Source organism: Pseudomonas sp. V88_4 (assembly GCF_029967985.1).
In the GTDB taxonomy this organism is placed as follows: Bacteria; Pseudomonadota; Gammaproteobacteria; order Pseudomonadales; family Pseudomonadaceae; genus Aquipseudomonas; species Aquipseudomonas glycinae.
Genome location: NZ_JASCAF010000002.1, coordinates 234,916 through 257,313 on the forward strand (window position 1 = coordinate 234,916; position 22,398 = coordinate 257,313).

A 22,398-nucleotide genomic window follows, 5' to 3' on the forward strand; every position below is an offset into this window, starting at 1 on the left:
TCATGCTGCTAGACGTGTTGGATAAGCAGATTGACCGGGAAATCCCCCAGCGCGGCGCTGACCTGCAGCTCCCTGTTTTTTGTGACTGCGGTGCTCGAAAAAAGTCCCTTCAGATTTTCGTCAGAGGCGTCGAACGGTAAAACCACCCGTGTATCGCCCCAGCGCAGCGCGTCAACCATCGGCACAGCACTGTTTTCCAGCAATGTCGCGCAACGGATCGGCACGATCACGATGATCCGTCGTTCCCCATGCTCGCGGGCAAACGCGAGCACGTTGTGCGCCTGGCTGCCCAGTACCTCGAGGGCCTGGTACGAATCACGGCGAAACAACTCGGTGTCGTCGGCGCGCAGGCGCAGCACCTCGGCGATCAATGCTTGCTTGATTCGCCCGTCGCGCCAGTTCTCCAACAGCTCCTGAACCGGCCCTGGTGCCTCCAGCGCCTGTTGCCTGGCGGCATAGTCGACTGGCCGCCGATTGTCCGGATCGACCAGGCTGAAATCCCAGAACTCGTTGCCCTGATACAGATCCGGCACCCCCGGCACGGTCATGCGCAGCAAGGTTTGCGCCAGACCGTTGAGGGCGCCGGCCGCCGCGATGCTGTTGACGGTCTTGGCCAGTGCTCCGCGCAGCAGTTCACCTTCGGGGGCCAGCAGCAACTGTTCGGTGAACGCCTGGGCTGCGTTTTCGTACGCCTCGTTCGGCGCGCTCCAGCTGCTTTGCAGCTTGGCTTCGCGCAGGGCTTTCTGCTGCCACTGCCATATACGTTTGGCGTAATCGGCGAAGCCCGCCTGATCGTCGTCACGCAACTCCAGCGGCCAACTGCCGAGCAGCGCCTGATAAAGGATCAGTTCGTCCGCCGACGACGGCAGTTGATCGTCATGGCGCAGCGGCCGGGCGAGGGCGCGCCACAGCTCGATCTGCTCGGCGTACCAGTGGCTGCGTTCGCTGAGCACGGCCAGTCGCGCGCGGGTGTCTTCGCCGCGTTTGTGGTCGTGGGTGGCGGTGGCCAGCAGGTTGTCCGGGAAGCTCGCCAGACGCTGCTGGTTCACCGCGTGAAAGTCGCTGACCGGCGCACTGAACTGCTCGGTGTTGTAACCGACGTCATTGCGCGACAGCAGCACCGCCGAGCGATACAGCGCGGTGTCTTCCACCGCTTTGGCGGCGGCCGGGGAGGTGAGCTGCTGAAAGCGCACGCAGGCATGCTTGAGGATTTTGCGCGAACGGCCACGGGGTTTGCGCCGCCACGGCTGGCCGCCAAGCCAACCGGCTACGGAGTCCAGCACTGGCCAATCGGCTTCGCTCAATGTCTGCCGCGCACCGTCCATGGCCTGCTGGAAAAACACCTCGTCGCGCGCCGAGCGGCCCATCGCGGTGATGTAGGTGCGATAAACCGGGAAGTGCACGATCAACGCCTGCAACACACGGCGGATCGAGCCGAGCGTGAGGTCGCGGGTCATCAGGTCGTCGCGCGCCACTTGCAGCAGGGCCTGAGCAACACTTTCGCAATCGCTGGCCAGCGAGCCGTTGAGGATCTGCTGGCGCGCCAGTTGCGCTTCTTCGATGAACGCGGCGGGGCGCTCGGTGCGGCGTTGCCACAAGTCGCCGAGCACATGTTCACCGTCCGGGTCGTGTTGCAACAGCGACAACTGGTTCATGAATTCATAACCGGTGCTGCCGTCCACGGACCAGTCGGTGGGCAGGGTTTCGCCGTCGCCGAGAATCTTCTCGACGTAAATCGGCAAGTGCCGGCCCGGCGCCAGATGGTCAAGACGACGGCGCAGCTTGCGGCAGTAGCCGCGCGGGTCGGCGAGGCCGTCAATGTGATCGATGCGCAGGCCGTCGATCAGCCCTTCGCCGATCAACTGGAAGATCTTGCCGTGGGTGGCCTCGAACACTGCCGGACGCTCGACCCGTAAACCGCCGAGTTCATTGATGTCGAAGAAGCGCCGCCAGTTGATGTCGTCCGCCGCCGTGCGCCAGCTCGCCAGGCGATAGCTTTGCCGTTCCAGCAATTGGTGCAGGCGTTGAAAACCTTCTTCGGTCTTCGAATCGTAGTGCGTCAGGTTGCGCTCAATGGCCTGCAGGACTTGCGGATCACTGGCCAGTTGCTGGAGTTCTTCCTTGAGCGGCAGAGCCCGCGCGTGCGCCTCGGTCTGATAGCCAAGCGCGCTGAAACGGTCGGCGAGGGCCTTGAGCGCGTCGTTCGGGGCGTCATCGGATCTGAGCAGTTCGCCGTAATCAGTAGGGCAGATCGGGAAGTGATGCTCGTAATGCTCGACGTGGAAAGTGCCGCTCTCGGCATTGAACAGCAGCGGCAGAGTCGCGTCCTGCAATGCGACACCGTAGTCGCTGCCGAGAAACGGCAGCAGCAACTGGCCTTCCATCAGCGGGTCGGGCGAGTGCCACTGAATGTCGAAGAACTCGCCGTAGGGGCTCAGTCGGCCCCATTCCAGCAAGTCGAGCCACCACGGGTTGTCACCGCCACCGACCGCCATGTGATTGGAGACGATGTCGAGGATCAGCCCCATGCCGTGCTCGCGCAGGCTGGCGACCAGACGACGCAAGGCTGGTTCGCCGCCGAGTTCCGGATTGACACGGGTCGGATCGACCACATCGTAGCCATGCATGGAGCCTGCGCGGGCGGCAAGCAGCGGCGAGGCATAAATGTGGCTGATGCCGAGTCGAGAGAAATACGGCACCAGCGGCACGGCCTGATCAAGGGTGAAGCCTCGGTGAAATTGCAGGCGAACCGTGGCGCGCACGGTCTGGATAGGCAATGCACTCATTGGTCACGCTCGGCTGCCTGAAGGCGGGCACACGCCAATAGTTCCAGGCGTCTTGCGGCGTCGACACCGTCGAGCAGCGTCTCACTGGTGGCCGGCAAGCGGCGCGACCAGTTGGGGTGGGTGTCGATGGTGCCGGGCAGATTGGCCTGCTCGTCGAGCCCCAGCGCATCTTCCAACGGCAGCAGAACCAGCGGCGCACGGGTGTGGCCGAGGAAACGCACTGCGGCGTCGACTACCTGATCGGCCTCGTGGGATTCCTCGCGAAAGTTTTGCGGGTCCTGGCTAAGGGCATTGCGCAGGCCTTCACGCTCCCGTTCGCGGTAACGGCGCCAGTCGATTTCGCCGTTGGCGTCGATCAGTCCCAGTCGCGCATTCCAGTCGATGTCGCGGCCGTGCCACCAGCCGTTGAGGGTCGGCAGATCGTGGGTGCTGGTGGTGGCCAGGGCGTTGTCCGGCCAGTCGAGGATCGGTTTGAAATGGGTGTTGTCCTGCTCGAACAACAGCACGCGCATGCCGAGCATGGCCCGGGCGATGAGTTTTTCCCGCAGGCCATCGGGCACGGTGCCGAGGTCTTCGCCGAGCACGATCGCTTGATGACGATGGGATTCGAGGGTCAGCAGACGCAGCAGGTCATCCACCGGGTAATACAGGTAGGCGCCGTCCGCCGGGACCGCGCCGTTGGGAATCACCCACAGTCGTTGCAGGCCCATGACATGGTCGATGCGCAGCCCGCCGGCGTGGGCGAAGTTGGCGCGCAGCATGTCGATGAACGCACGAAAGCCGTTGCGCACCAGACCTTCCGGGGAAAACGCGGAAATGCCCCAGCCCTGGCCTGAGCGATTGAGGATGTCCGGTGGCGCGCCGACGGTCAGCGAGGCCAGCAGTTCGTCCTGAAAGCTCCAGGCCTGGCTGCCGGCACCATCGGTACCCACGGCCAGGTCGGCGATCAGGCCGATACCCATGCCGGCGCTGCGGGCGGCGGTCTGGGCGCGTTCCAGGCAACGGTGGATCAACCATTGGCAGAACGCGAAGTAGCTGATGCGCTCGGCGTATTCCTCGGCAAATGCGCCGAGGGCAGCGCCGCGCGGGTCGTGCCAGTGCTCCGGCCATTGGCGCCAGTCGAGGCTCTCGCCACGGGCCGCGCGCATTTCCTGGATGGCTTCGAAGCGGCAGTGGTTTTCCAGCGCTTCGCCGCCGGCATCGCGGAAACTGGAGAAGTCGGCATGCAACGGGTGTTCGCCGCTGATAAAGCCGTCGTACAAGGCTTGCAGCAGTTTCAGTTTGGCCTCGGCGGCTTTCGGCCAGTCGATCAGTTTCAGGTTTTCCAGTTGCTCGAACTGATCGGCCAGGCCGGCGGCGTCAATCGCATCGCGCAGGGCGCGTTCGCCGAGAATCGCGCCGGGTGCGGCATACAGCGGATTGAGAAACAGCCGACTGGACGGCGAGTAGGGGCTGTAGCGCCCGGTGTCGGCGCTGAACATCGCGTGCAGCGGGCTGATCGCCAAGGCATCGGCACCGCGTTCGCCGGCCACCCGAGCCAGCTCTTCCAGGGCCTGGGTGTCGCCGAAACCGCCATCGCCGGGGCGGCGCAGGCCATAAAGCTGCACGCTCAGGCCCCATGCGCGCGGGATCGGGCTGTCCACCGCGTCACCCACGCTGAAGCAGCGTTCCGGTGCCACGGCCAGGGTGAATTGCTGATCGGCGATGTGCACTTGCTGATAGCCGACCGGAATCTCGCCGGGCAATACGGACTCGGCATCGAGACGCAGGCTCAGGCGCGAGCCGTCTTCCAGGTGAATCTCGCAAGGCGTCTCGGGTTCGAAATAACGGGCCAGATCCACGCCCACGCCGACATCGGCAGTGAGCAGCGGGGGCAACTGGCGATTTTCCTGTACCTGTTGCAGTTCGAGCAGGCTGGCGTCGATTTCCTGAGCCGTTCCGGCCGGGTGACCGAGGCCGATCAGCACATTGCGCAGCACCGCCGGGGCGACTTTTTGCGCTCGCCCGTTGGCGTCGATCCAGTCGACGGCAAGGCCGGCTCGGCTGGCGAGAATTTCCAGTTGCGCATCACTCATAGGCGCTCTCCATCCAAGGGGGGCAAAGGGGTTGCGGCCGTGAGGCTGACGAGCGCGCAATACGGGGGCAGTTGCCCCTCATCCGACAGGCCGGCGTCGGATGGCTGGCGAAACAGCCACACCGACTCGGTCTGTGGAAGGTTGACCACTGGCGTATCGCTGAGGTTCAGGTCGATTCGCAGCTCGCTGCCATCGCCCAGGCGCCAGCGTGCGCTGACGGCGCCAGGCCCCAGCACTTGGGCGCCGAGGGCTTGAGTGCCGGACAGGTTGGGAATGATGTATTGATGGCGCAGTTGCAGAAGCTGGCGATACAACGCCAGCGTCGCCTGTTGCCGAGGCGTGCCGTTACCCGTCAGGCGCGGTTGCGAGGCGTGAAAGGTCTGCTCGGCGTTGGGGTCGGGAATCTGTTCACGCTTGTGCGGATCCGAGAAGGCACTGAATGCCGCGAACTCATTGCGCCGACCTTCGCGCACCAGTTTCGCCAGTTCGCCATGGTGGCTGGTGAAGAACAGAAATGGCTGTTGGGCCGCGTATTCATCGCCCATGAACATCAGGGGAATCATCGGCGACAGCAACAACAACGCTGTCGCAGCATCCACCGCGCGCGGGTCGGCCAATTGATGCAGGCGCTCGCCGAAGGCGCGATTGCCGATCTGGTCGTGATTTTGCAGGAACAACACGAAAGCAGTGGATGGCAGATGCTCGCTTGGCTCGCCACGGGGTTCACCGTGGCGCGTGATATGACCCTGAAACACGAAACCCTGGCTCAGACAGCGGGCCAGTTGCTCCGTGGGTTGCAGTGCATAGTCCGCGTAGTAGGCGTCGGTTTCACCGGTCAGTAATACATGCAGGGCGTTGTGGCCATCGTCGTTCCACTGCGCGTCGTAATTTTCCTCAAGCAGGCTGGACTGGTTGAGTTCGTTTTCGATGGTCAGCCACACATGCCGGGACGGGTCGATCTGCTGACGTATGCGACGTGCGAGTTCCGGCAAAAAGTCGGGGCTTTCGATGGCATGCACCGCATCCAGGCGCAGGCCGTCGAAACGGTATTCCAGCAGCCACATCAACGCGTTTTCGACGAAGAAGTCCCGCACTTCGCGACGACGGAAGTCGATGGCCGCGCCCCACGGGGTATGTTTGTCTTCTCGAAAAAAGCCCTTGGCGTAGCGGTGCAGGTAATTGCCGTCGGGGCCGAAGTGGTTGTAAACCACATCAAGAATCACCGCCAGACCATAACCGTGGGCGCTGTCGATCAGATGTTTGAGTTGTTCCGGCGTGCCGTAGCTGGCTTGTGGTGCGTAATGCAACACGCCGTCGTAGCCCCAGTTGCGATCGCCGGGAAACTGCGCGATCGGCATCAGTTCAATGGCGGTGATGCCAAGCTCCGCGAGGCGTGAGAGATGCTGCTCGACTTCGGCAAATCCGCCGAGCGCGCCGACATGCAGTTCATAAATGACCGCTTCATTCCAGGGGCGCCCTTGCCACGTGGTGTTGCGCCAGGAATAACGGTGCGGATCGACCACCACGCTGTGGCGGTCGAGATCACCGTCCTGCGCCCTGGAGGCCGGGTCGGGCACCTCCAGTTCGCCATCGATATTGAAACGGTAGCGGCTGCCGGCAGGGCATCGGGTCTTGATGACAAACCAGCCCTCGCCCTGGGGCAGCATGGGCAGGGACTGGCCGTTGTCCAGCTCGACGCTGACGTAAAATGCATCCGGCGCCCACAGCGCGAATTGGGTGTGCTCGGCATCCAGCATGATCGCGCCGTGGGGCCAGCTTTCAGGTGTCCGTGACGGCATCGTTGAAAACCTCCCTGGTTATTTGTGGTGCGTTTTACCCAGCGCCTTGGCCACCAGTCGTTCGTAGAGTTCGGCGTAAGGTTCGACTGCCTTGCACCAGTTGAAGGGGGCGGCCATCGCCCGGCAACGCATGGCGTTGAGCAGTTCGGGAAAGGCAAACACCTTGAACGCTCGGCTCAGGGCCTCGCGGTAGCTGTCGGCGGTGGATTCATTGAACAGGAAACCGGTAACACCGTTTTCGATGGTGTCGGCCAGCCCGCCGGTGTTGCGCGCCACCGGCAGTGAGCCGAAACGCTGGGCGTACATCTGGCTCAGACCGCACGGTTCATAACGCGATGGCATCAGCAGGAAATCGCTGCCGGCGAACATCCGTCGGGCGTCGGTTTCGTTGAAGCCGATGCGCACGCCGATCTGGCCGGGGAAGCGCAGCGCCAGTTCACGCATGGCCTGCTCTTCTTCAGGCTCGCCACGGCCGATGATCGCGATCTGGCCACCGTTCTGCACGATGTATTCCGACACCGCTTCGGTCAGGTCCAGGCCTTTTTGATAGACCAGTCGCGAGACCACTGCAAACAGAGGACCTTCGGACTCGTTCAGGCCGAACAGTTCGCGCACGTGAGCGGCGTTGATGGCCTTGCCTTCCCAGTCGCCGATGGCAAATGGCGCGAACAGATGCGGGTCGGTGGCAGCGTCCCAGCTCTCATCGATGCCGTTGGGAATGCCGCTGAGCAAGCCTTGCTGGGTCTTGGCGGCGAGAAAACCGTCGAGACCGCAGCCGAAATCCGGGGTGGTGATTTCTTGCGCGTAGGTGGCGCTGACCGTGGTGATGTGGCTCGAATAAGCCATGCCGGCCTTGAGGAACGACATCTTGCCGTAGAACTCCATGCCTTCCTGTTGCAGGGCATGGGCGGGAATCCCGAGCTCCGGGCACGAGCCCAGGCTGGTGACGCCTTGATAGGCCAGGTTGTGAATGGTGAACAGGGTCGGCGTGCGTTGCCCGCGCCAGTGCATGTAGGCAGGCGCGAGACCGGCCGGCCAGTCGTGGGCGTGCACCAGATCCGGGCACCAGTGGATTTGTGCGAGGTTGGCGGCGATATCGGCGGCGGCCAGACCCAGACGGGCGAAGCGAATGTGGTTGTCCGGCCAGTCGCGACCATTGTTGGCGCCATACGGGCCACCGTCACGGGCGTACAGTTCAGGGCAGATCAACACATAAATGACCAGACCGTCGGGCATGTCCATGCGCCCGATCTTGCAGGGCGGCAGCGCGGCGTGGCCACCTAGTTCGCCGATGATGTGGATCGGATTCTCGCTGTTCATGACTTGCGGGTAACCCGGGATCAACACCCGGACGTCGTGCAGATGCGCCATTGCACGGGGCAGGGCGGCAGAAACGTCTCCCAGACCGCCGGTCTTCACCAGGTCGGCGATTTCCGAGGTCACGAACAATACTTTTTTCTTGTTGGGGTTCTGACTGGCTATCGGCGTCAGTGTCTTGGTGATCGGGACGCTGATCGATCGGCTGCCGGGAACGCTTAAAGTGCTCGATTCACCCATCGGCTGATGAGCCCGTTCTCCCTGAATTTCCAATGCCGCACTGATCATATGAATCTCCCGTCTTTTTGATCTGATTCTTGTCTTGAACATGCGATGTCCATGGCCAGGTCCTGTGGCCGGGCGCAAACACGCCACGCATCGGTAAGCAAACGCTACCCGACACGTGCAAGCAGAATGGGTGAGGTGGCCATTGCAAGACTTGAACCAGTCGCTTTGGCCCTGCCTATCAGATGACCCGCCGCGATCTGCAAAAGTTTCGACGAATTTTTGACTTTGCGACCGGCCGGTTTTACCCCGCGAAATCCAGTCTAGGCCAGATCCTAGAGCGGGCCAGGGCGATCGGATGAATTGTTCGACAATCTGTTGCAGGCTCACGAAATCCGTGGCTTAGGGAGGGGGTGCGCCCCGACGAAGTGCATGTCAGGCGACGTCGATGATGCAAAATGGTGACCGGACGGTCACGATTTCGGGCGCCGGAAACGTGCGAACGCACTGTTGCGGTGCGGACACTTGTGTTGGCAGGTGGTCAGCGGGTGCTGCCTCGCGGGCAGGAATTGCCCGCGAGAGTGAGGAGACTCAGTTGAGCAGGCGCACGGGTTCTCCGGTTGCCCAGGCCTGGATGTCTTCGATCATCTGCGAAAAGAACAACTCATAGTTCTGGCGGCTGACGTAGCCGACATGAGGCGTGGCCAGCACGTTGTCGAGGGTGCGAAACGGATGCAGCGCCGGCAACGGTTCCTGATCGAACACGTCGAGGGCCGCACCGCCGATACGCTGTTTCTGCAAGGCCTTGATCAGCGCCGCTTCATCGACAATCGGCCCGCGCGCCGTGTTGACCAGCAGGGCGTTCGGCTTCATCCAGTCCAGCGCCTGGGCATCGACCAGACCCCGGCTGCGATCGCTGAGCACCAGGTGCACCGACAGCACGTCAGCCTGTTCGAACAACTGCTGCTTGCTGACATAGGTGACACCGGCCTGTTCAGCGCGCTCGGCGGTGAGATTTTCACTCCAGGCGATCACACGCATGCCGAACACCTGACCGAATTGCGCCACCCGCTGGCCGATGCTGCCGAGGCCGAGAATGCCGAGGGTCTTGCCGTGCAGGTCGTTGCCCAGACCTTGCTGCCACTGGCCGGCGCGCAGGGCGTTGGCCTCGTTCACCAGATTGCGGGTGGCGGCCATGATCAGCGCCCAGGTCAGTTCCGGTGCCGCGTGTTTATAGCTGTCGGTCCCGCAGACCTTGATTCCGAGGCGGGCGGCGGCCGGCATGTCCAGCGCCGCGTTGCGCATGCCACCGGTGACCAGCAACTTCAGCTTCGGCAAGCGTTTGAGCAGGTCTTCGTCGAAGCGCGTGCGTTCGCGCATCACGCAGATCACCTCGAACCGGCCCAGACGCTCGGCCAGCGTGGCGTTGTCCGCCGGGTACTCATGGACGAAGGTGACTTCGCCGAGACTGTCGAGCACCGACCAGTCGACTGCGCCCCGCGCGACGTCCTGCCAGTCATCGATCACCGCAATCTGCACCGCCATCAGCGTCACCTCTTCAACGAACGGGATTGGTTTTGTCCAGCCAGCCCAGCAGTGCTTCGTGGAATTTCGCCGGTTCTTCCATCTGCGGGGCGTGGCCCATGCCGGGGAATTCCACCAGCGTGGACTGAGGAATCAGTTTCGCCACCTGTTTGCCCAGCACGTCGTAGTGACCGATTTTCGCCTTCACTTCCGGCGGCGCGATGTCCTTGCCGATGGCGGTGGTGTCGGAGGTGCCGATCAGCAGCAGGGTCGGCATCTTCAGGTCCTTGAACTCGTAGTACACCGGCTGGGTGAAGATCATGTCGTAGATCAGCGCCGAGTTCCATGCGACCTGAGTCTTGCCCGGGCCGTTGCTCAGGCCGGCGAGCATGTCCACCCAACGGTCGAATTCGGGTTTCCAGCGACCGTCGTAATAGGTCGTGCGTTCATAGTCGCGGATGCCCTGGGCGGTGACTTTCAGTTCGCGCTGATACCACTGATCGACGCTGCGATACGGCACGCCGAGGGCTTTCCAGTCTTCCAGGCCGATCGGATTGACCAGCGCCAGTTGCTCGACCTGATCCGGATATTGCAGCGCATAACGGGTGGCGAGCATACCGCCCGTGGAGTGACCGAGCAGGGTGGCTTTCTGGATGCCCAGCGCCTTGAGCAGCTGCTGAGTGTTGGCTGCCAGTTGCTGGAAGGTGTACTGGTAATGATCGGGTTTGCTGGAGGTACAGAAACCGATCTGATCCGGGGCAACCACCCGGTAGCCGGCTTCGCTCAGGGCTTTGATCGAACTGTCCCAGGTCGCGCCGCAAAAGTTCTTGCCGTGCATCAGCACCACGGTGCGCCCGTTGGCCTTGCCGTGGGCGGCGACGTCCATGTAACCCATCTGCAGCGACTTGCCCTGGGACTGAAAGGCAAAGTGCTTGAGGGTGTAGGGATACTCGAAACCTTGCAATTCCGGGCCGTACTGCGGGCCTTCGGCATGAGCAAGCAGGGGCAGGGCAGCGGTCAGCAACAGGCCGGGCAGCCAGCGGGTCAGCGACACAGACATAGGACAACTCCACAAGAAATCGGCCGATGCTCGAGCGGCCGGATTAGGGCGACGTTAAACACAGGCAATCCCCGGACCCGATCGTTCAACCGAGCCAGCCGAGGGTGAGCATCGCCAGCACCCCGTAGCGGGCGCTTTTGGCGAGAGTGACGATCAACAGGAATCGCCCGAGAGGTTCGCGCATGACCCCGGCGATCAACGTCAGCGGATCGCCGATCACCGGCAACCAACTGAGCAGCAGCGACCAGTGACCGTAGCGCTGATAGTGAATGCGGGCGCGCGCCATGTGCTTCGGACTGACCGGAAACCAGCGCCGGTCCTGAAATCGTTCCAGACCGCGCCCCAGCCACCAGTTCACCAGCGAACCGAGGACATTGCCCAGCGTCGCCACGGCCAACAGGCCCCAAAGCCAGTAACGATCGCTGACCAGAAGCCCGACCAGCACGGCTTCCGATTGCAGCGGCAACAGGGTCGCCGCCCCAAACGCAGCCAGGAACAGCCCGAGATAACCCGCCGTCATCAATGGGCCGGGTAATCCGCCACCACCACATCGACGCCGTCTTTCTTCAGGCCGATCACTTGATACGCGTCGCTCATGCCGTCCATTTCCATGCCCGGCGAGCCCATCGGCATGCCCGGAGCGGCAACGCCGAGCAGGTCGTCACGCTTGCTCAGGGCCAGCACCTGTTCCGCCGGAACATGGCCTTCGACGAATTTGCCGTTGATGATTGCGGTGTGGCAGGACGCCAGACGTGGCGGCACGCCGTGTTGCTGCTTGAAGCTGCTCATGTCGCTTTCGACGTGGTCTTCGACCTTGAAGCCATTGGCTTCCAGATGGCTGATCCATTTTTTGCAGCAGCCGCAGTTGGCGTCGCGATGAACTTCTATCGGAATAAGATCGGCGGCTTGCGCCAAAGAGGAAATGAACAGCGCGCTCAGGGCGGCCAGACGCAGATGGTTTCGCATGGAGGGCTCTCGGCTTAGAGGAGAAACGGTCAAAAAAGGAAGGCATTTTGACCGGTTTTTCCTGCCTGGCATCAACGGAGTGTTTCCAAGTGATACGAGGCAGGCCTGCCAACATGATCGTAGACCAAAGCTGACAGGCCACTGAGCGCAAGATGACAAAACCGTCAGCGAACCTTGAACCGCCCCATGATCGCGCTCACCCGGCTGTTGGCTTCCAGCAACTGGCGGGTGTTGAGTTCGCTGGCCTGACCGCTTTCCACCAGCTCATCAACCATGTGGCGGATCTGCACCATGCTGCGGTTGATCTCTTCGGTGACCGCGCTTTGCTGTTCCGCGGCGGTGGCGATCTGGGTGCTGAGGCTGTTGATGTGGCTGACCGCACCGGCCATTTCGTCCAGCCCGCTGTTGACCCGGGTGGTGGCATCGGCGGCGGACTGGCAACTGGCCTGGGTGTTTTCCATGGCGCTGACCGACGAGCTGACGCCTTGGGTCAGACGGCTCAACATCTCGTTGATTTCCGAGGTGCTGGCCTGGGTGCGGGCGGCGAGGGCACGCACTTCGTCCGCTACCACGGCAAAACCGCGACCCTGTTCACCGGCCCGCGCTGCTTCGATGGCGGCATTGAGTGCCAGCAGGTTGGTCTGGCCGGCAATGGCGCCGATCACGCCGAGGATTTCGGTGATGCGCTGGGCATCCTGCTGCATGCTTTCGACCTTGTGGGTGGCGCTGGCCACTTCGTCGATCAACGCCACTACGCTGCCTGACGCTTCACCGACCACGATGCGGGAACGGTCGGCGTTTTCGTTGGCGCGCTGGGTGAAGGCAGCGGTTTCGGCAGCGTTCTGCGCGACGCTTTCAGCGGTCGAACTCATTTCGTTGATCGCGGTAACGGTCTGGTCGGTCTCCGACGCGTGGCGCGCCAGAATCTGGCTGGTGTGCGCCGAGGTGCGTTGCAGGCTGTCGAGGCTCGAGGCCATCGCGCCGGTGGCCTGGGTCACTTCGCCGATCATGTTCTGCAGGTAGGCGATGAAGGTGTTGACCGAATGCCCGATGGCACCGAGTTCGTCTTCAGCACGAATGGTGATGCGCCGGGTCAGGTCGGCATCGCCGCTGGACAGCGAATCGATGTTGGCTTTCAGCGCTTTCATGCGCGAAACCAGTTGGCGGATTGCGTAGACCTGCAACAGTACCAGCAGGATCACCAGCGGAATCTGCAGCATACTCAGGCTGCTGAGCACATCGTCACGCTGGGCGGTGAGCATTTTGGTTGGCAGGGCGGTGGCGAGGAACCACGGGGTGCCTTCGATCGGGCGCATGAAGAAGGTGCTGGCTTCACCGTGGTTGTCGAATTCGACGCGCTGCGCCTGATCGCGGTTTTGCAGCCCGGCCTTGACCTGGCTGGCGAAGGTCGAGCCACCGGCGAGTTCACTGATGTTCTTCAGCACAATCGGCCCGCTGATGCGCGAGCTGTTGCTGATGATCTTGCCGTCGGCCTCGACGATCAGCATTTCGGCGTTGAGGTCTTTTTCCTTGCGCGCCACCAGATCGTTGAAGAAGCCCAGGGTCACGTCGATGGTCGAGACGCCCCAGGCGCTGCCGTTTTTCTGGATGGCCATGGCGCAGTTGGTGCGCGGCTCGGCACTGGCATCATCTTTATAAGCGGCGGCCCAGGCACATTGGCCGCGCGGGGTCTGCATGCCGCCCTTGTACCAGCTCTGGTCGTAATAGTTGGGCGCCGCGTCGCTGTTCCAGAAGGTGTTCACCGCCAGTTTGCCGGAGGCATCACGGTGCCAGAACGTACTGAACTTGTTGCGTCCGGCCTCACGCTGGCCGGGCAATGGCCAGATGCCGCCGCCGAATACTTTGAGTTCGCCGTATTGATCCACCAGCCCCGGCAATACGGTGTCGATGGCTGCGCTGTCGAGCAGCGGGATGGTCTGGGTGATGCTGCGCTGTTGCGCCTGGACCTTGTTCAATTCGCCCTGGATCTGTTCGGCCACTTCAGCAATGCGGTTGAGCACGACCTGCTCTTCGGTATGGCGCAGCTTGGGTGCGACCAACTGGCTGATGCCGACCACGGTCAGCACAGACAACAACAGAATGAACAGAACCAGAAACAGCGTGTAGCGAGCCTGAATGGTGCGGAATGCGGGCATGGAAACCGGTCCTTGAGCAGGGATTCTTATTGTGGGCAGGGAAAAAACAGCGCGGGTTTCCTAACGTATCGTCGCGACTTCGGGAAGCTTTAGGTACTTTCGTCCTAAAAGCTGCAATCCCGACCGATGGAACGTATCCGGCCTGATACACGAGAACTAACTGTCCCGAACATTAGAGCGATAAACCCACTTTCATCACATTGTCATGAACGCTCTGGTCCCGTATTTCCGGGGCTGTTATCGGTTTGTATCGTGAATGTACGAAAATTGTAAAAAAGTGCAGAAAGGAGTTGGTGTGATTGGTTTGCCGGCCGATACTCCGGGCAACTCAAAAGTCGTTCAACAAGGAATTTTTCATGTTTTCCTCGCAAGGAGCTTGCTCATGACTATCGGATATACCGGTGCCTGGCAACCCAAGGCGGGTTTGCTGGTTCGAGATACAGGCAGCTCGAGCAAACCGGTTTCTCAAAGTGTCAAGGTCAAGCAGATGCTGGCCCTGGTCGGCAGTGACCCCACCGCGATCAGTATTGCGGAAATGGACAAGCAGGGGCTGCACAAGAACATCAAGGGTTTCGATCCCACCAATGTTTCGGCCAAACAATTGGGCAGCCTCAGTGCAATGCTGCGCAGCCGTGGCCTGATTTCCGAAGTCACGTCCATCACTCTGCTCAACGCCGGCGACAAGTTTGATCGCTTCGGCATTCAGAAGGATCCGGATGCCAAGTTCAATGCGCTGGAGTATTTCGCGACGCAACTGGATACCATCCAGACCAACAATCTCAAGGGCAACAAGTACGCCAATACGTTGATCCCCGAGTACAAGAAAGCCATTTATGTACTGCAGAACCTGCAGACCTACGGGCAGGGCGGCGAGCGCAAGCCTCCGACCGACGCTGGCGTCAGCGCCAAGGCGTGACCAGAAGGCCCGCACCGGTAACGGAGCGGGCCTTTTCGTTTATGGGTGGTTGCCGCAAATCTGAAAATCCGCAAGCGGGGCGATCCGTTGTTGCATGTCGTCATGCAACCGCTGCATGTGCGGACAATGCAGTGTCAGTGATTTTGGCTGGAACCCTCTATGAAACAATGCCAGCCATCCCTCACCTCTGTCATCGGGCGCCAGTCCGCTGAACACGAACCCCGTCGTTGATAACCGGCGCCAGGCAGTGTCGAAACCCTGGGCCAGCCTGAGCCGGATCGATATCAGCCAATGGGTGGGGAGTTGTTGCAGCTGTTTGAGCAAGCTCTCATCCACTTCGCTGAAAACCCCGTCATATCGCCCCCAGCGCTGTTCCAGCTGCGCTGGAGCGCCGATCCACGGCGCCACGTTCAATTGCGTTCCGAACACGTCGCACAACTGCTGCATGAACTCACGGCATTCGTCTGGCCAGGTCAAGGCCGGCAGCGGCCGCTGAAAGCCGTCGACAGGGACGTAACCCAGCACGAGCGATTCGGTCAGCACGCCGCCAAAGGGTGACGGTGCATGATCGGGCAACAAGCCGGTATTTTGAAAACCAAGGCGGGCGGCCATTTTTTGCGAATAGGGGTGATGGGTCACTTGCTTGATCGTGACACCCCGATAGCCCAGCGCCTGCGCATGCGTCAGCAAGCGTCGGCTCAGTTGAGTGGCAATGTTCTGGCCACGGTTCTGAGGATCCACCACGCTCAGCGCCAGTTCGGCGATGGATGATTGCTTGTCGAGAATCAACGTGGCGTGGCCCGCCACCTGATCGTTCGCCACCGCCACCAACGAGTGCCAGCGGCCGTCGGCATGGTTCTGGCTGATCATGCGGGGCAGGTAAACATGCGGCTGGGCGTAGTGGTCGCCATAGATATTTCTGAACAGGCGACTGACCGCCTGGGCGTCACTGGTGCGATATCCGCGCAGGGTGATCGTTTCCATCAGCAACGCTCCCGGCCGGAGCCGTTATAGACGCGCCGGTCCAGCACGCGCTGCCGTTTGCCGGAGCGTGGATGGCATACCAGTTCCTGAACCGTACAGCAGCGAATCCGCAACGCCATCAGGCGATCGGCGCTCAGTTGTTCGATCAACGGATAGTCCTGGATCAAGGCACTGTGCAGCGCCTGGTCGGCTTCAGCGTTTGCCGGTGACAGGGCGTCCGGGGCCCAGTGCAGGCTTAGGATATCCATGGTGCCGTCCTGTTCGATCAGCAGTTGCCAATCGTCGCTGCCGGTAACGCGCCGCACGGTTTCGCCGATCGATTGCGGCAGCAGAGTCAGAACGCCCACGCGCACCCGTTGGCTGTCGGCGCAGCGGCCCATCAGCGCGAACTTGCGCCGGGACGCGCCGGGCGACTCTCGCCAGCACGCGCGATCGCCGACGGGGTAGCGGATCAACGGCATCAACCGGCGCGTGAGGTTGGTGATCACCAGGCGTCCGACACGACCGCATTCTTCGATCGGTTCACCGGTCTGCTCGTCGAGAATTTCCAGCAATGCGTGACATTCGGGAACCCGATGTTCGCCGATGGCGCAGTCACGATGACTGGCACCGATGAATCCGGCGTCCACGCTGGCGTATCCGATCGAGGCTACGCGGGCGCTGGGGAAAACCCGCGCCAGCCGTTGCAACTGGGCGTCAAACAGGCTTTCACCGGCGTAGAGCAGGGCGGTGACGCCTGCCAGGACCCGGTCATGTTGCTCTAGCCACGCCGCGAAACTCAGCAGATGTGCCGGCAGACCCGCCAGCACGTTGATCCGGTGCCGGGCAATCGCATCGGCCAGGATGTTCGAGTCGACATGGCCGGTGAAGGGAAACTCGACGACCTCGGTTTGCACATGTGCCAGCGCGTCGTGGGTGAAGATGAAGCTGGCATACAGATCACCGACAAAAAACAGGTTGGCGACCCGGTCTCCGGCGCTCAACCGGGCGCCGAGACTGCGGCCGAAGTCTGTTACCAGCGTCCGCCATTCCTCACGCCGGAACAGTGAAAACTTGCCGGCGCTGGTGGTGCCTCCGGTCTTGAAAACCAGGGCGTCATTCAGCGGTGCCGTCAGGACAGGCCACTGGTCGAGGTCATGACTGCCTTTCCAGTATTCCACGGGGTCAATCACCGGCAGTTGTTCCAGTGATGTGATCGGCTGGGGAAGTTCGGCGAAGTGACGCGCATAAAAACCGGAATGCTGTCGCGCAAACGTGACCAGCTCTTGCAGTTCAAACCGTGTGTTCATGTTCCGCTCCTTGCCTGTCTGCGCTGGGGCCAATGCCCCGGTTGTCGATCAGCAGAGGCGTCTTGCCGCTGTGCTTGTTGCGGGTGAACCGGTCGCTGCCGCAGACCTCCACTTCCACGCTAAGCAGCCCTGTCTGGATGAGCGTGGCCAAGGTCGGATAGTCCAGCAGGCGACGCTGTACATCATCCGGTTGCCGTGGGCTGCGAAAGCGCATGCGCTCCAGGCCGTCCGGGGCGTGTTCGAGAATCAACTGAAATTCGGTCTGCAGATGCTCTGCCAGTTGCGACAGGCAGATAAAATCCGTGCCGATGCGCATCAGCCTGCCATGACGTTGCAGCAGCTCGAAACGTGGCGTGGGCAGCCCGCACTCACACACACCGGGAATCCAGCGACCGCTGTCACCGACGTCGTAGCGCTGAATGTCCTGTCCTTCGCGCTCGATGGAGGTGAACACCAGACGCCCGGTTTCGCCGTCGGGCACCGGTCGATCAGCCTCGAATTCGACGATCTCCAGATGCTGGATATCGCTCATCAGGTGAAACACGCCATCGCCGGTGGCGGGGCAGGCATGGCCGAGCGGTCCGGCGTCGACACTGCCGTAAATGGCCGAGCGGATCAGCCTGACGCCGCAGCCGCGCATCAGTGCGAGGCTTTGCTTGCCGGGGTGTTCGCCCCCGAGGAAGACCTTTTCGATCCCGCCATAGGCACTCAGCCGTGCCTGCTCGTTGAGGAACAAACGATGCAGCGTGCTGGGCATGCCGACCAGCACGCTGACACGCTGATCGATGATCAACCGGGCGATCTCGCTGTAATCGTCATCCGCCGGCGCGCCCATCGGCAGGTGCGTGGCCCCCAGCATCTCCAGTACTTTGGAAAAACTGAAGAAACCGCCGTACAGCCCGCCGCTGAAGAACAGATTCATTACCCGGTCGCGTTTCGGATCAAGGCCCGCTGCGAACAGTCCGTCGGCGCTGGCGCGCATCTGTCGATCAAAATCGCGGTAGCTGTAACCGGCCAACGCCGGGGCGCCGCTGCTGCCGCCGGAGCGGAAATACAACCGCGCCGCCGGGTGGATGGGGCGGGTGACAAAGGCGTCTTTGCTCATGATCGGCAGATTGGCCACAGAGGGTGGTGTCGGCAGAGGATCGAGCGTGGCACGGGTTGCCAGCGCCGTGGCCGCCAGGCTGACCGATACGCGACGGCTCAGGCGCTGCAACGCATACACGCCGTCGTGTGGTTCGCCTTCGTAGCCGTCGTGAATCGCTTGCACCGGAGTGATCCTCGTGACTCCTGCGGCGATCAGTGTTTGAGCCAGTTCAGCCGTTTCGTGTTCTGTACACATCAGCCCGGCGCTTTGCAGTACGTTGCGCCAGGGCAACAGCTGCTCGCTGACCTGCGCCCGTGGCAGTGGCTTGAGCAACAGGCTGCGAAACAGCGGCGAGGGGGCAAGTTGCTGGTCGTGGGTCCAGATGACGCGCCAGTCCGGTGCCTGCCAGACCCGGCCATTGACTTCGGAAAAGCTCTGGGCCAGTCGCGCCATCGCCGTGTGGGTGGTGATTTCCGAGGCCTCCTGAATCGAAGGCAGCAGGACCGGCCAGTGTCGGGATCGACGCTCGAACGCCTCGGCCAGGTCATCGCCGATGGAGCGCAGGATGTTTTCGTCGTTGCTGTCCACCAGCAGCCATTGCGGACTGGAACAGGCCTGCTGGTTCAGACGGCAGACTTCATCGGCCACGGCGTCCAGCGCTTCTGGCGTGACCGCTGCCGGCGTCAGGTAGATGAAGCTGATGCGATGGCCCCAGTCGATCCAGCGACAGCCAGGCGGCAGTTGCTGGCGGATCGCTTGCAGCGCGGATTCACCGCCCCACGCGGAGACGCCGTTGGCCCGTCGGCACAATTGACCCATCTGTGCGGTGCCTGCCGGAATGACGGCGACATGTCCGGCAATCTGACCGGTCGCATCACACTGTGCCAGTCCATGAAGCAATTGGGCCGTCAGCCCCTGATCGCTGCTGCTTGGACGCAACCAGTTGACGTTGCCGGCCAGCAGGCCTTCGATCACCGCGCAAAAGGCCAGCAACGGTGCATTGCCGGGGGTGATGTGAACCACAAGGCCCAGCGGGCTCCAGCGTTCAAAGCGTGACGGGTGATAGTCGAGGCGACGCAGGCTGCCCGGTTGCTCGCCGAGTTCGCGCTCAAGCTTGCGCCGCAAGGCATCCGGCTGGCAGAACTCGATCAGTGTCTGGCGTTGTTCGGGATCGATGGGCATTGCGATGCCCGGGTCTTGCAGACGCTCGGCAAAAGTCGCTGCTGCACCAAGCACGGTCGCGGTATCGAGCGCCCTGGCCAATCGTTGTGGCAAATCCAGGTCCAGCTGTTGCAGTGCGACGTCGAGGGTGCAGTCGTCGTGAAGTTTTCCGTTGATCAGGTACATGTCAGTGCGTCCCCAATAATTCAGAGGCAGCCATCGCGCAGCTTCGGCCGGCCGTGGTGGCCGCACGGCCATGCAGTTCGAACCAGTCGGTGGGTAGACCACAGCCGCAACTGGCGCCAGGATGCAGGGTGGCGAGATCGCTCATGACCACCGCGTGTGCCGGGCTTGATGAAATGTAAGGCGAGACAAAGCTCAGCAAGCCCTGACGCCCATAGGGCTGAACTGAAAAATCGGAGGGATGACGCACGAAAACCTTCGAATAGACCGGTACATGGAAATGATGGTGAGCACACTCGAGATACGGCACCGCATGCTCGACGGCGCCATAACCGTCACGACAGCGAGATATCTCGATACCCAATTGGCGATGAATGCGTTCATACAGTTGCTGACGGGGAATTTCGTGTGCCATCCGGGTTTTCCAGCCGCCGCCAAACAGCGTCAGCGAGCCTTCTGCCAGTTGCAGGTTCGCCACCCCGGTGGCCTGCATGCGTTGCAGGGTCTGCCAGAGAAAGGCCGGGAAGCCGAAGATGCGCACCGGCAAGCCTTCTTCGGCGAAGGATTGCAAGGCGGCAATCACGCCGAAGCCGTCGAATTCATGTCCGCCGCCTGTGCGGCGCAGTGCGTAGGCCACGCGATTGACGGGCGCAAACCGGCACAGAAACTGATCGGTAAACGATGTGCCCAGGCTGATACTGCCTTCGGGTTCATAGCTCAGCAGCAGGTAATTGCATGGGGTGTGCGGGGTGTCCCAGTCATAGTGCCGGAAGATCCGCCGAACCATGTTCTGGGCAGCGCCCAGACTGCGCTGGTCATAACGCATGCGGCTTTTCTCGCCACTGGTGCCGGAAGACGTGAGTTCCAGTGCGTCCACTCCGGTGGCACTGAGCAAGGGCTGTCGCTTGAAGAAACTGGCAAAAACGGGCGGCAGCCGTGACCAGTCATCAAGGTGCTCCAGGTCGTCCACGATCAAGCCATTGGCGTTCAGCCAGTGTTCGTAGCCGGGGGTGTGCTGGCTATGAAACCGACTGATCTCGGCCATGGCCTGGTTAAACAGCCCGTCCGGCACGGAATCCGGGCAATAGGGTCGCGTCAACGCGCAGAGCGCGTCGCTGTAGGGGAAAGGGTTCATCATGCGTCCTTGGCGTTATGTTGAAGAAGCGGAGTCTGTCGGGACGTTTGGCAGAAACCGATACAGCAGAGGCAGGCTGAGCAGGCCGCCCAGCGCCGCCCAAATGGCGAAGGATTCGAGGCGGGTACCGCCGCCGATGGCGGCAATCAATGAACCGCCGACACCCATCACCGCAATCGAAATCATGCCGATCGAGGCAGAAACCAGGCCTTTGCTGTCATCGCTGGCAAACAGTGCCAGGCGGTACAGCGCGGCGTTGCTCATGCCCAGCCCCACGGCATACAGCGCAAGGCCGGTCATCAACCCTGCAAGGGGCAGGCTTAACAGTGCGGTGGCGATCAGGGTCAGCAGACCCAGGCAGAACGGCCAGAGTGCCAGACGAATCAGTTGCGGCAGTTCCCGTGACGCGAGCAGTCTGTCGAGGATCAGATTGCCGACAATGACCGCCGAAAAAACCGGAATCTGCCATAGCGCATATTCACGTGTGGTCAGGCCCAGCAACTTGACGAGCAACAGTGGCGCCAGTCCGATCCAGGCTATCAGCGGCAGGCTCATCAGCCCGAGAGCCAGGCAGATGCCGACGAACCGGTGATTGCGCAGCAGTGCGAGATAACGGCTGCTCAGCTGGCCGAGCGAGAATGGGATCGGCGCTTGTTGGCCGCCGTCGTGGCGGACAACGCCGATCGTCTCCGGCATGCAGGCATACAATCCGATCCAGGTCAGTGTTGCGATCAGGCCCAGACCGAGGAACAGCTCGCGCCAGCTCAGCCATTCCAGCAGCAGGCTGCCGAGCAGTGGACCGAGCAGGGGCGAAAGCAGTGCGACATTACCCAGCAATGCCATCAGTCGCACCGCATCCGCCTCGCAGAAAACTTCCTGAAGGGCGGGATAACTGACCGCCACGACAAATCCCAGGCCCATGCCTTGCAACAGTCGCAGGGCGTTGAACACTTCGATGCCGGGCGTGGCGACGGTGGCCGCGCAGGTTGCACCGAACAGCGCACAACCGGCCAATAACAGCGGGCGTCGGCCGAACCGGTCGGACAACGGGCCGATCAGCCATTGCAGGCAGACGCCGCCGATCAGATACAGATTGAACGCGTTGGGGATGTGAGCCGCATCGGCTTCCAGATCCCGGGTGACGGTCAGCATGGCCGGCATGATCATGTCACTGGCCATGTAGGTCAGCCATTCGAACAGCGTGATGGCGAGACAGAAACCGAGCGCCTGGAGTTGCGGGAGGGGGATGAGAGTTCTTTGCATGCGCAACCACGGCAGTGGAGAAGGAGCGCAAAGGGTAGGGACGGGGAGTGATTGTTCCTACGCCATTGGTATGACAATTCGTGACCTGGTTTTGCATGATGTTGCGAATGGCAGAACTACTACAAGCGCGTTGGAATTGCCTTACCTTAAGGAGAATAAAGTCCTACAAAAATGCCCACATTTGCGTGGGCATTTTGATTTGTCTTACATACATTGTTGTATTTAAGCGGTCGTCTGTCGCCCTGTCGCTCAGGGAGATGGCTTAACGATGGTAGTAATAGCCCGGGCCAGGCGCATAGTGGCGATGATCGCCATGCCAGCCGCCGTGGGGGAAGATGATGCAGCCGCTCAGCGTCAGCAGTGCAAGGCCAGGAATCAGCCAGGTGATTCGACGTAGCATTTCAAGGATCCTCATGGTTAACGCCGTTTGAAGCCAAAGCTCTTCATCGGCTGTAACATGAGACCCCGTTTA

Annotated in this window: 16 protein-coding genes; 1 reads left to right on the forward strand and 15 read right to left on the reverse strand. The window is 61.7% G+C overall.

The features are described from left to right. Positions 1–8: 8 nt before the first annotated feature. The 9 genes from QLG12_RS03715 to QLG12_RS03755 form a co-directional block, all read right to left on the reverse strand. Positions 9–2,786 (reverse strand): malto-oligosyltrehalose synthase, encoded by a 2,778-nt coding sequence (locus tag QLG12_RS03715; RefSeq protein ID WP_282473936.1) that lies wholly within the window; start codon positions 2,784–2,786, stop codon positions 9–11. Continuing rightward, positions 2,783–4,861: a 4-alpha-glucanotransferase gene (gene malQ / locus QLG12_RS03720; protein ID WP_282473937.1), complete on the reverse strand. Its 2,079-nt coding sequence runs from the start codon at positions 4,859–4,861 to the stop codon at positions 2,783–2,785. The genes QLG12_RS03715 and malQ overlap by 4 nt, the downstream gene beginning before the upstream one ends. Beyond that, entirely contained in the window at positions 4,858–6,660 is a 1,803-nt protein-coding gene (treZ, locus tag QLG12_RS03725) for a malto-oligosyltrehalose trehalohydrolase (protein WP_197868213.1), read from the reverse strand. The genes malQ and treZ overlap by 4 nt, the downstream gene beginning before the upstream one ends. A gap of 18 nt (positions 6,661–6,678) precedes the next feature. Next, positions 6,679–8,265 (reverse strand): glycogen synthase GlgA, encoded by a 1,587-nt coding sequence (gene glgA, locus QLG12_RS03730; protein WP_064381801.1) that lies wholly within the window; start codon positions 8,263–8,265, stop codon positions 6,679–6,681. A 528-nt stretch (positions 8,266–8,793) separates the two neighbouring features. Next, a complete protein-coding gene (locus QLG12_RS03735) occupies positions 8,794–9,747 on the reverse strand; it encodes a D-2-hydroxyacid dehydrogenase family protein (protein ID WP_282473938.1) in 954 nt (317 codons plus the stop codon). A 13-nt stretch (positions 9,748–9,760) separates the two neighbouring features. After that, on the reverse strand, positions 9,761–10,786 hold the full coding sequence (locus QLG12_RS03740) for an alpha/beta hydrolase (RefSeq protein ID WP_282473939.1): 1,026 nt from the start codon (positions 10,784–10,786) through the stop codon (positions 9,761–9,763). Positions 10,787–10,871: 85 nt separating this feature from the next. After that, a complete protein-coding gene (locus QLG12_RS03745; protein ID WP_197868210.1) occupies positions 10,872–11,306 on the reverse strand; it encodes a YqaA family protein in 435 nt (144 codons plus the stop codon). Next, positions 11,306–11,752, reverse strand: a complete 447-nt coding sequence (locus QLG12_RS03750; protein ID WP_108561755.1) for a DUF411 domain-containing protein — start codon at positions 11,750–11,752, stop codon at positions 11,306–11,308. Before QLG12_RS03750 ends, QLG12_RS03745 begins: the two co-directional genes overlap by 1 nt. Before the next feature lie 164 nt (positions 11,753–11,916). Next, a complete protein-coding gene (locus tag QLG12_RS03755; RefSeq protein WP_197868209.1) occupies positions 11,917–13,908 on the reverse strand; it encodes a methyl-accepting chemotaxis protein in 1,992 nt (663 codons plus the stop codon). Between the two features lie 382 nt (positions 13,909–14,290). On the opposite strand from QLG12_RS03755, the gene QLG12_RS03760 reads away from it, so the two are divergent. Next, complete coding sequence (locus tag QLG12_RS03760) at positions 14,291–14,824, forward strand: hypothetical protein (protein WP_197868208.1); 534 nt, start codon at positions 14,291–14,293, stop codon at positions 14,822–14,824. A 39-nt stretch (positions 14,825–14,863) separates the two neighbouring features. Here QLG12_RS03760 and QLG12_RS03765 read toward each other — a convergent pair whose 3' ends face one another. The 6 genes from QLG12_RS03765 to QLG12_RS03790 all read right to left on the reverse strand — a co-directional run bounded on the left by QLG12_RS03765 (position 14,864) and on the right by QLG12_RS03790 (position 22,326). Then, the gene (locus QLG12_RS03765; protein ID WP_236194946.1) at positions 14,864–15,808 is read right to left on the reverse strand and encodes a GNAT family N-acetyltransferase; all 945 of its coding nucleotides are present in this window, start codon (positions 15,806–15,808) and stop codon (positions 14,864–14,866) included. Further along, positions 15,808–17,097 (reverse strand): AMP-binding protein, encoded by a 1,290-nt coding sequence (locus QLG12_RS03770; protein ID WP_236194945.1) that lies wholly within the window; start codon positions 17,095–17,097, stop codon positions 15,808–15,810. Before QLG12_RS03770 ends, QLG12_RS03765 begins: the two co-directional genes overlap by 1 nt. Then, complete coding sequence (locus QLG12_RS03775; RefSeq protein ID WP_282473940.1) at positions 17,081–19,531, reverse strand: aldehyde dehydrogenase family protein; 2,451 nt, start codon at positions 19,529–19,531, stop codon at positions 17,081–17,083. Before QLG12_RS03775 ends, QLG12_RS03770 begins: the two co-directional genes overlap by 17 nt. Before the next feature lies 1 nt (position 19,532). Continuing rightward, entirely contained in the window at positions 19,533–20,663 is a 1,131-nt protein-coding gene (locus tag QLG12_RS03780) for an acyl-protein synthase (RefSeq protein ID WP_282473941.1), read from the reverse strand. A gap of 15 nt (positions 20,664–20,678) precedes the next feature. Beyond that, positions 20,679–21,926 carry an MFS transporter gene (locus QLG12_RS03785; protein ID WP_236194942.1) on the reverse strand — a complete coding sequence of 416 codons (1,248 nt, stop codon included), beginning with the start codon at positions 21,924–21,926 and terminating at the stop codon, positions 20,679–20,681. A gap of 262 nt (positions 21,927–22,188) precedes the next feature. Further along, on the reverse strand, positions 22,189–22,326 hold the full coding sequence (locus QLG12_RS03790; RefSeq protein ID WP_282473942.1) for a hypothetical protein: 138 nt from the start codon (positions 22,324–22,326) through the stop codon (positions 22,189–22,191). Positions 22,327–22,398: the final 72 nt, after the last annotated feature.

Bases quoted from the DNA above. Each gene is read 5' to 3' on its own strand.
- QLG12_RS03715 (WP_282473936.1), bottom strand. From the start codon at position 2,786: ATGAGTGCATTGCCTATCCAGACCGTGCGCGCCACGGTTCGCCTGCAA.
- malQ (WP_282473937.1), bottom strand. From the start codon at position 4,861: ATGAGTGATGCGCAACTGGAAATTCTCGCCAGCCGAGCCGGCCTTGCC.
- treZ (WP_197868213.1), bottom strand. From the start codon at position 6,660: ATGCCGTCACGGACACCTGAAAGCTGGCCCCACGGCGCGATCATGCTG.
- glgA (WP_064381801.1), bottom strand. From the start codon at position 8,265: ATGATCAGTGCGGCATTGGAAATTCAGGGAGAACGGGCTCATCAGCCG.
- QLG12_RS03735 (WP_282473938.1), bottom strand. From the start codon at position 9,747: ATGGCGGTGCAGATTGCGGTGATCGATGACTGGCAGGACGTCGCGCGG.
- QLG12_RS03740 (WP_282473939.1), bottom strand. From the start codon at position 10,786: ATGTCTGTGTCGCTGACCCGCTGGCTGCCCGGCCTGTTGCTGACCGCT.
- QLG12_RS03745 (WP_197868210.1), bottom strand. From the start codon at position 11,306: ATGACGGCGGGTTATCTCGGGCTGTTCCTGGCTGCGTTTGGGGCGGCG.
- QLG12_RS03750 (WP_108561755.1), bottom strand. From the start codon at position 11,752: ATGCGAAACCATCTGCGTCTGGCCGCCCTGAGCGCGCTGTTCATTTCC.
- QLG12_RS03755 (WP_197868209.1), bottom strand. From the start codon at position 13,908: ATGCCCGCATTCCGCACCATTCAGGCTCGCTACACGCTGTTTCTGGTT.
- QLG12_RS03760 (WP_197868208.1), top strand. From the start codon at position 14,291: ATGACTATCGGATATACCGGTGCCTGGCAACCCAAGGCGGGTTTGCTG.
- QLG12_RS03765 (WP_236194946.1), bottom strand. From the start codon at position 15,808: ATGGAAACGATCACCCTGCGCGGATATCGCACCAGTGACGCCCAGGCG.
- QLG12_RS03770 (WP_236194945.1), bottom strand. From the start codon at position 17,097: ATGAACACACGGTTTGAACTGCAAGAGCTGGTCACGTTTGCGCGACAG.
- QLG12_RS03775 (WP_282473940.1), bottom strand. From the start codon at position 19,531: ATGTACCTGATCAACGGAAAACTTCACGACGACTGCACCCTCGACGTC.
- QLG12_RS03780 (WP_282473941.1), bottom strand. From the start codon at position 20,663: ATGAACCCTTTCCCCTACAGCGACGCGCTCTGCGCGTTGACGCGACCC.
- QLG12_RS03785 (WP_236194942.1), bottom strand. From the start codon at position 21,926: ATGCAAAGAACTCTCATCCCCCTCCCGCAACTCCAGGCGCTCGGTTTC.
- QLG12_RS03790 (WP_282473942.1), bottom strand. From the start codon at position 22,326: ATGCTACGTCGAATCACCTGGCTGATTCCTGGCCTTGCACTGCTGACG.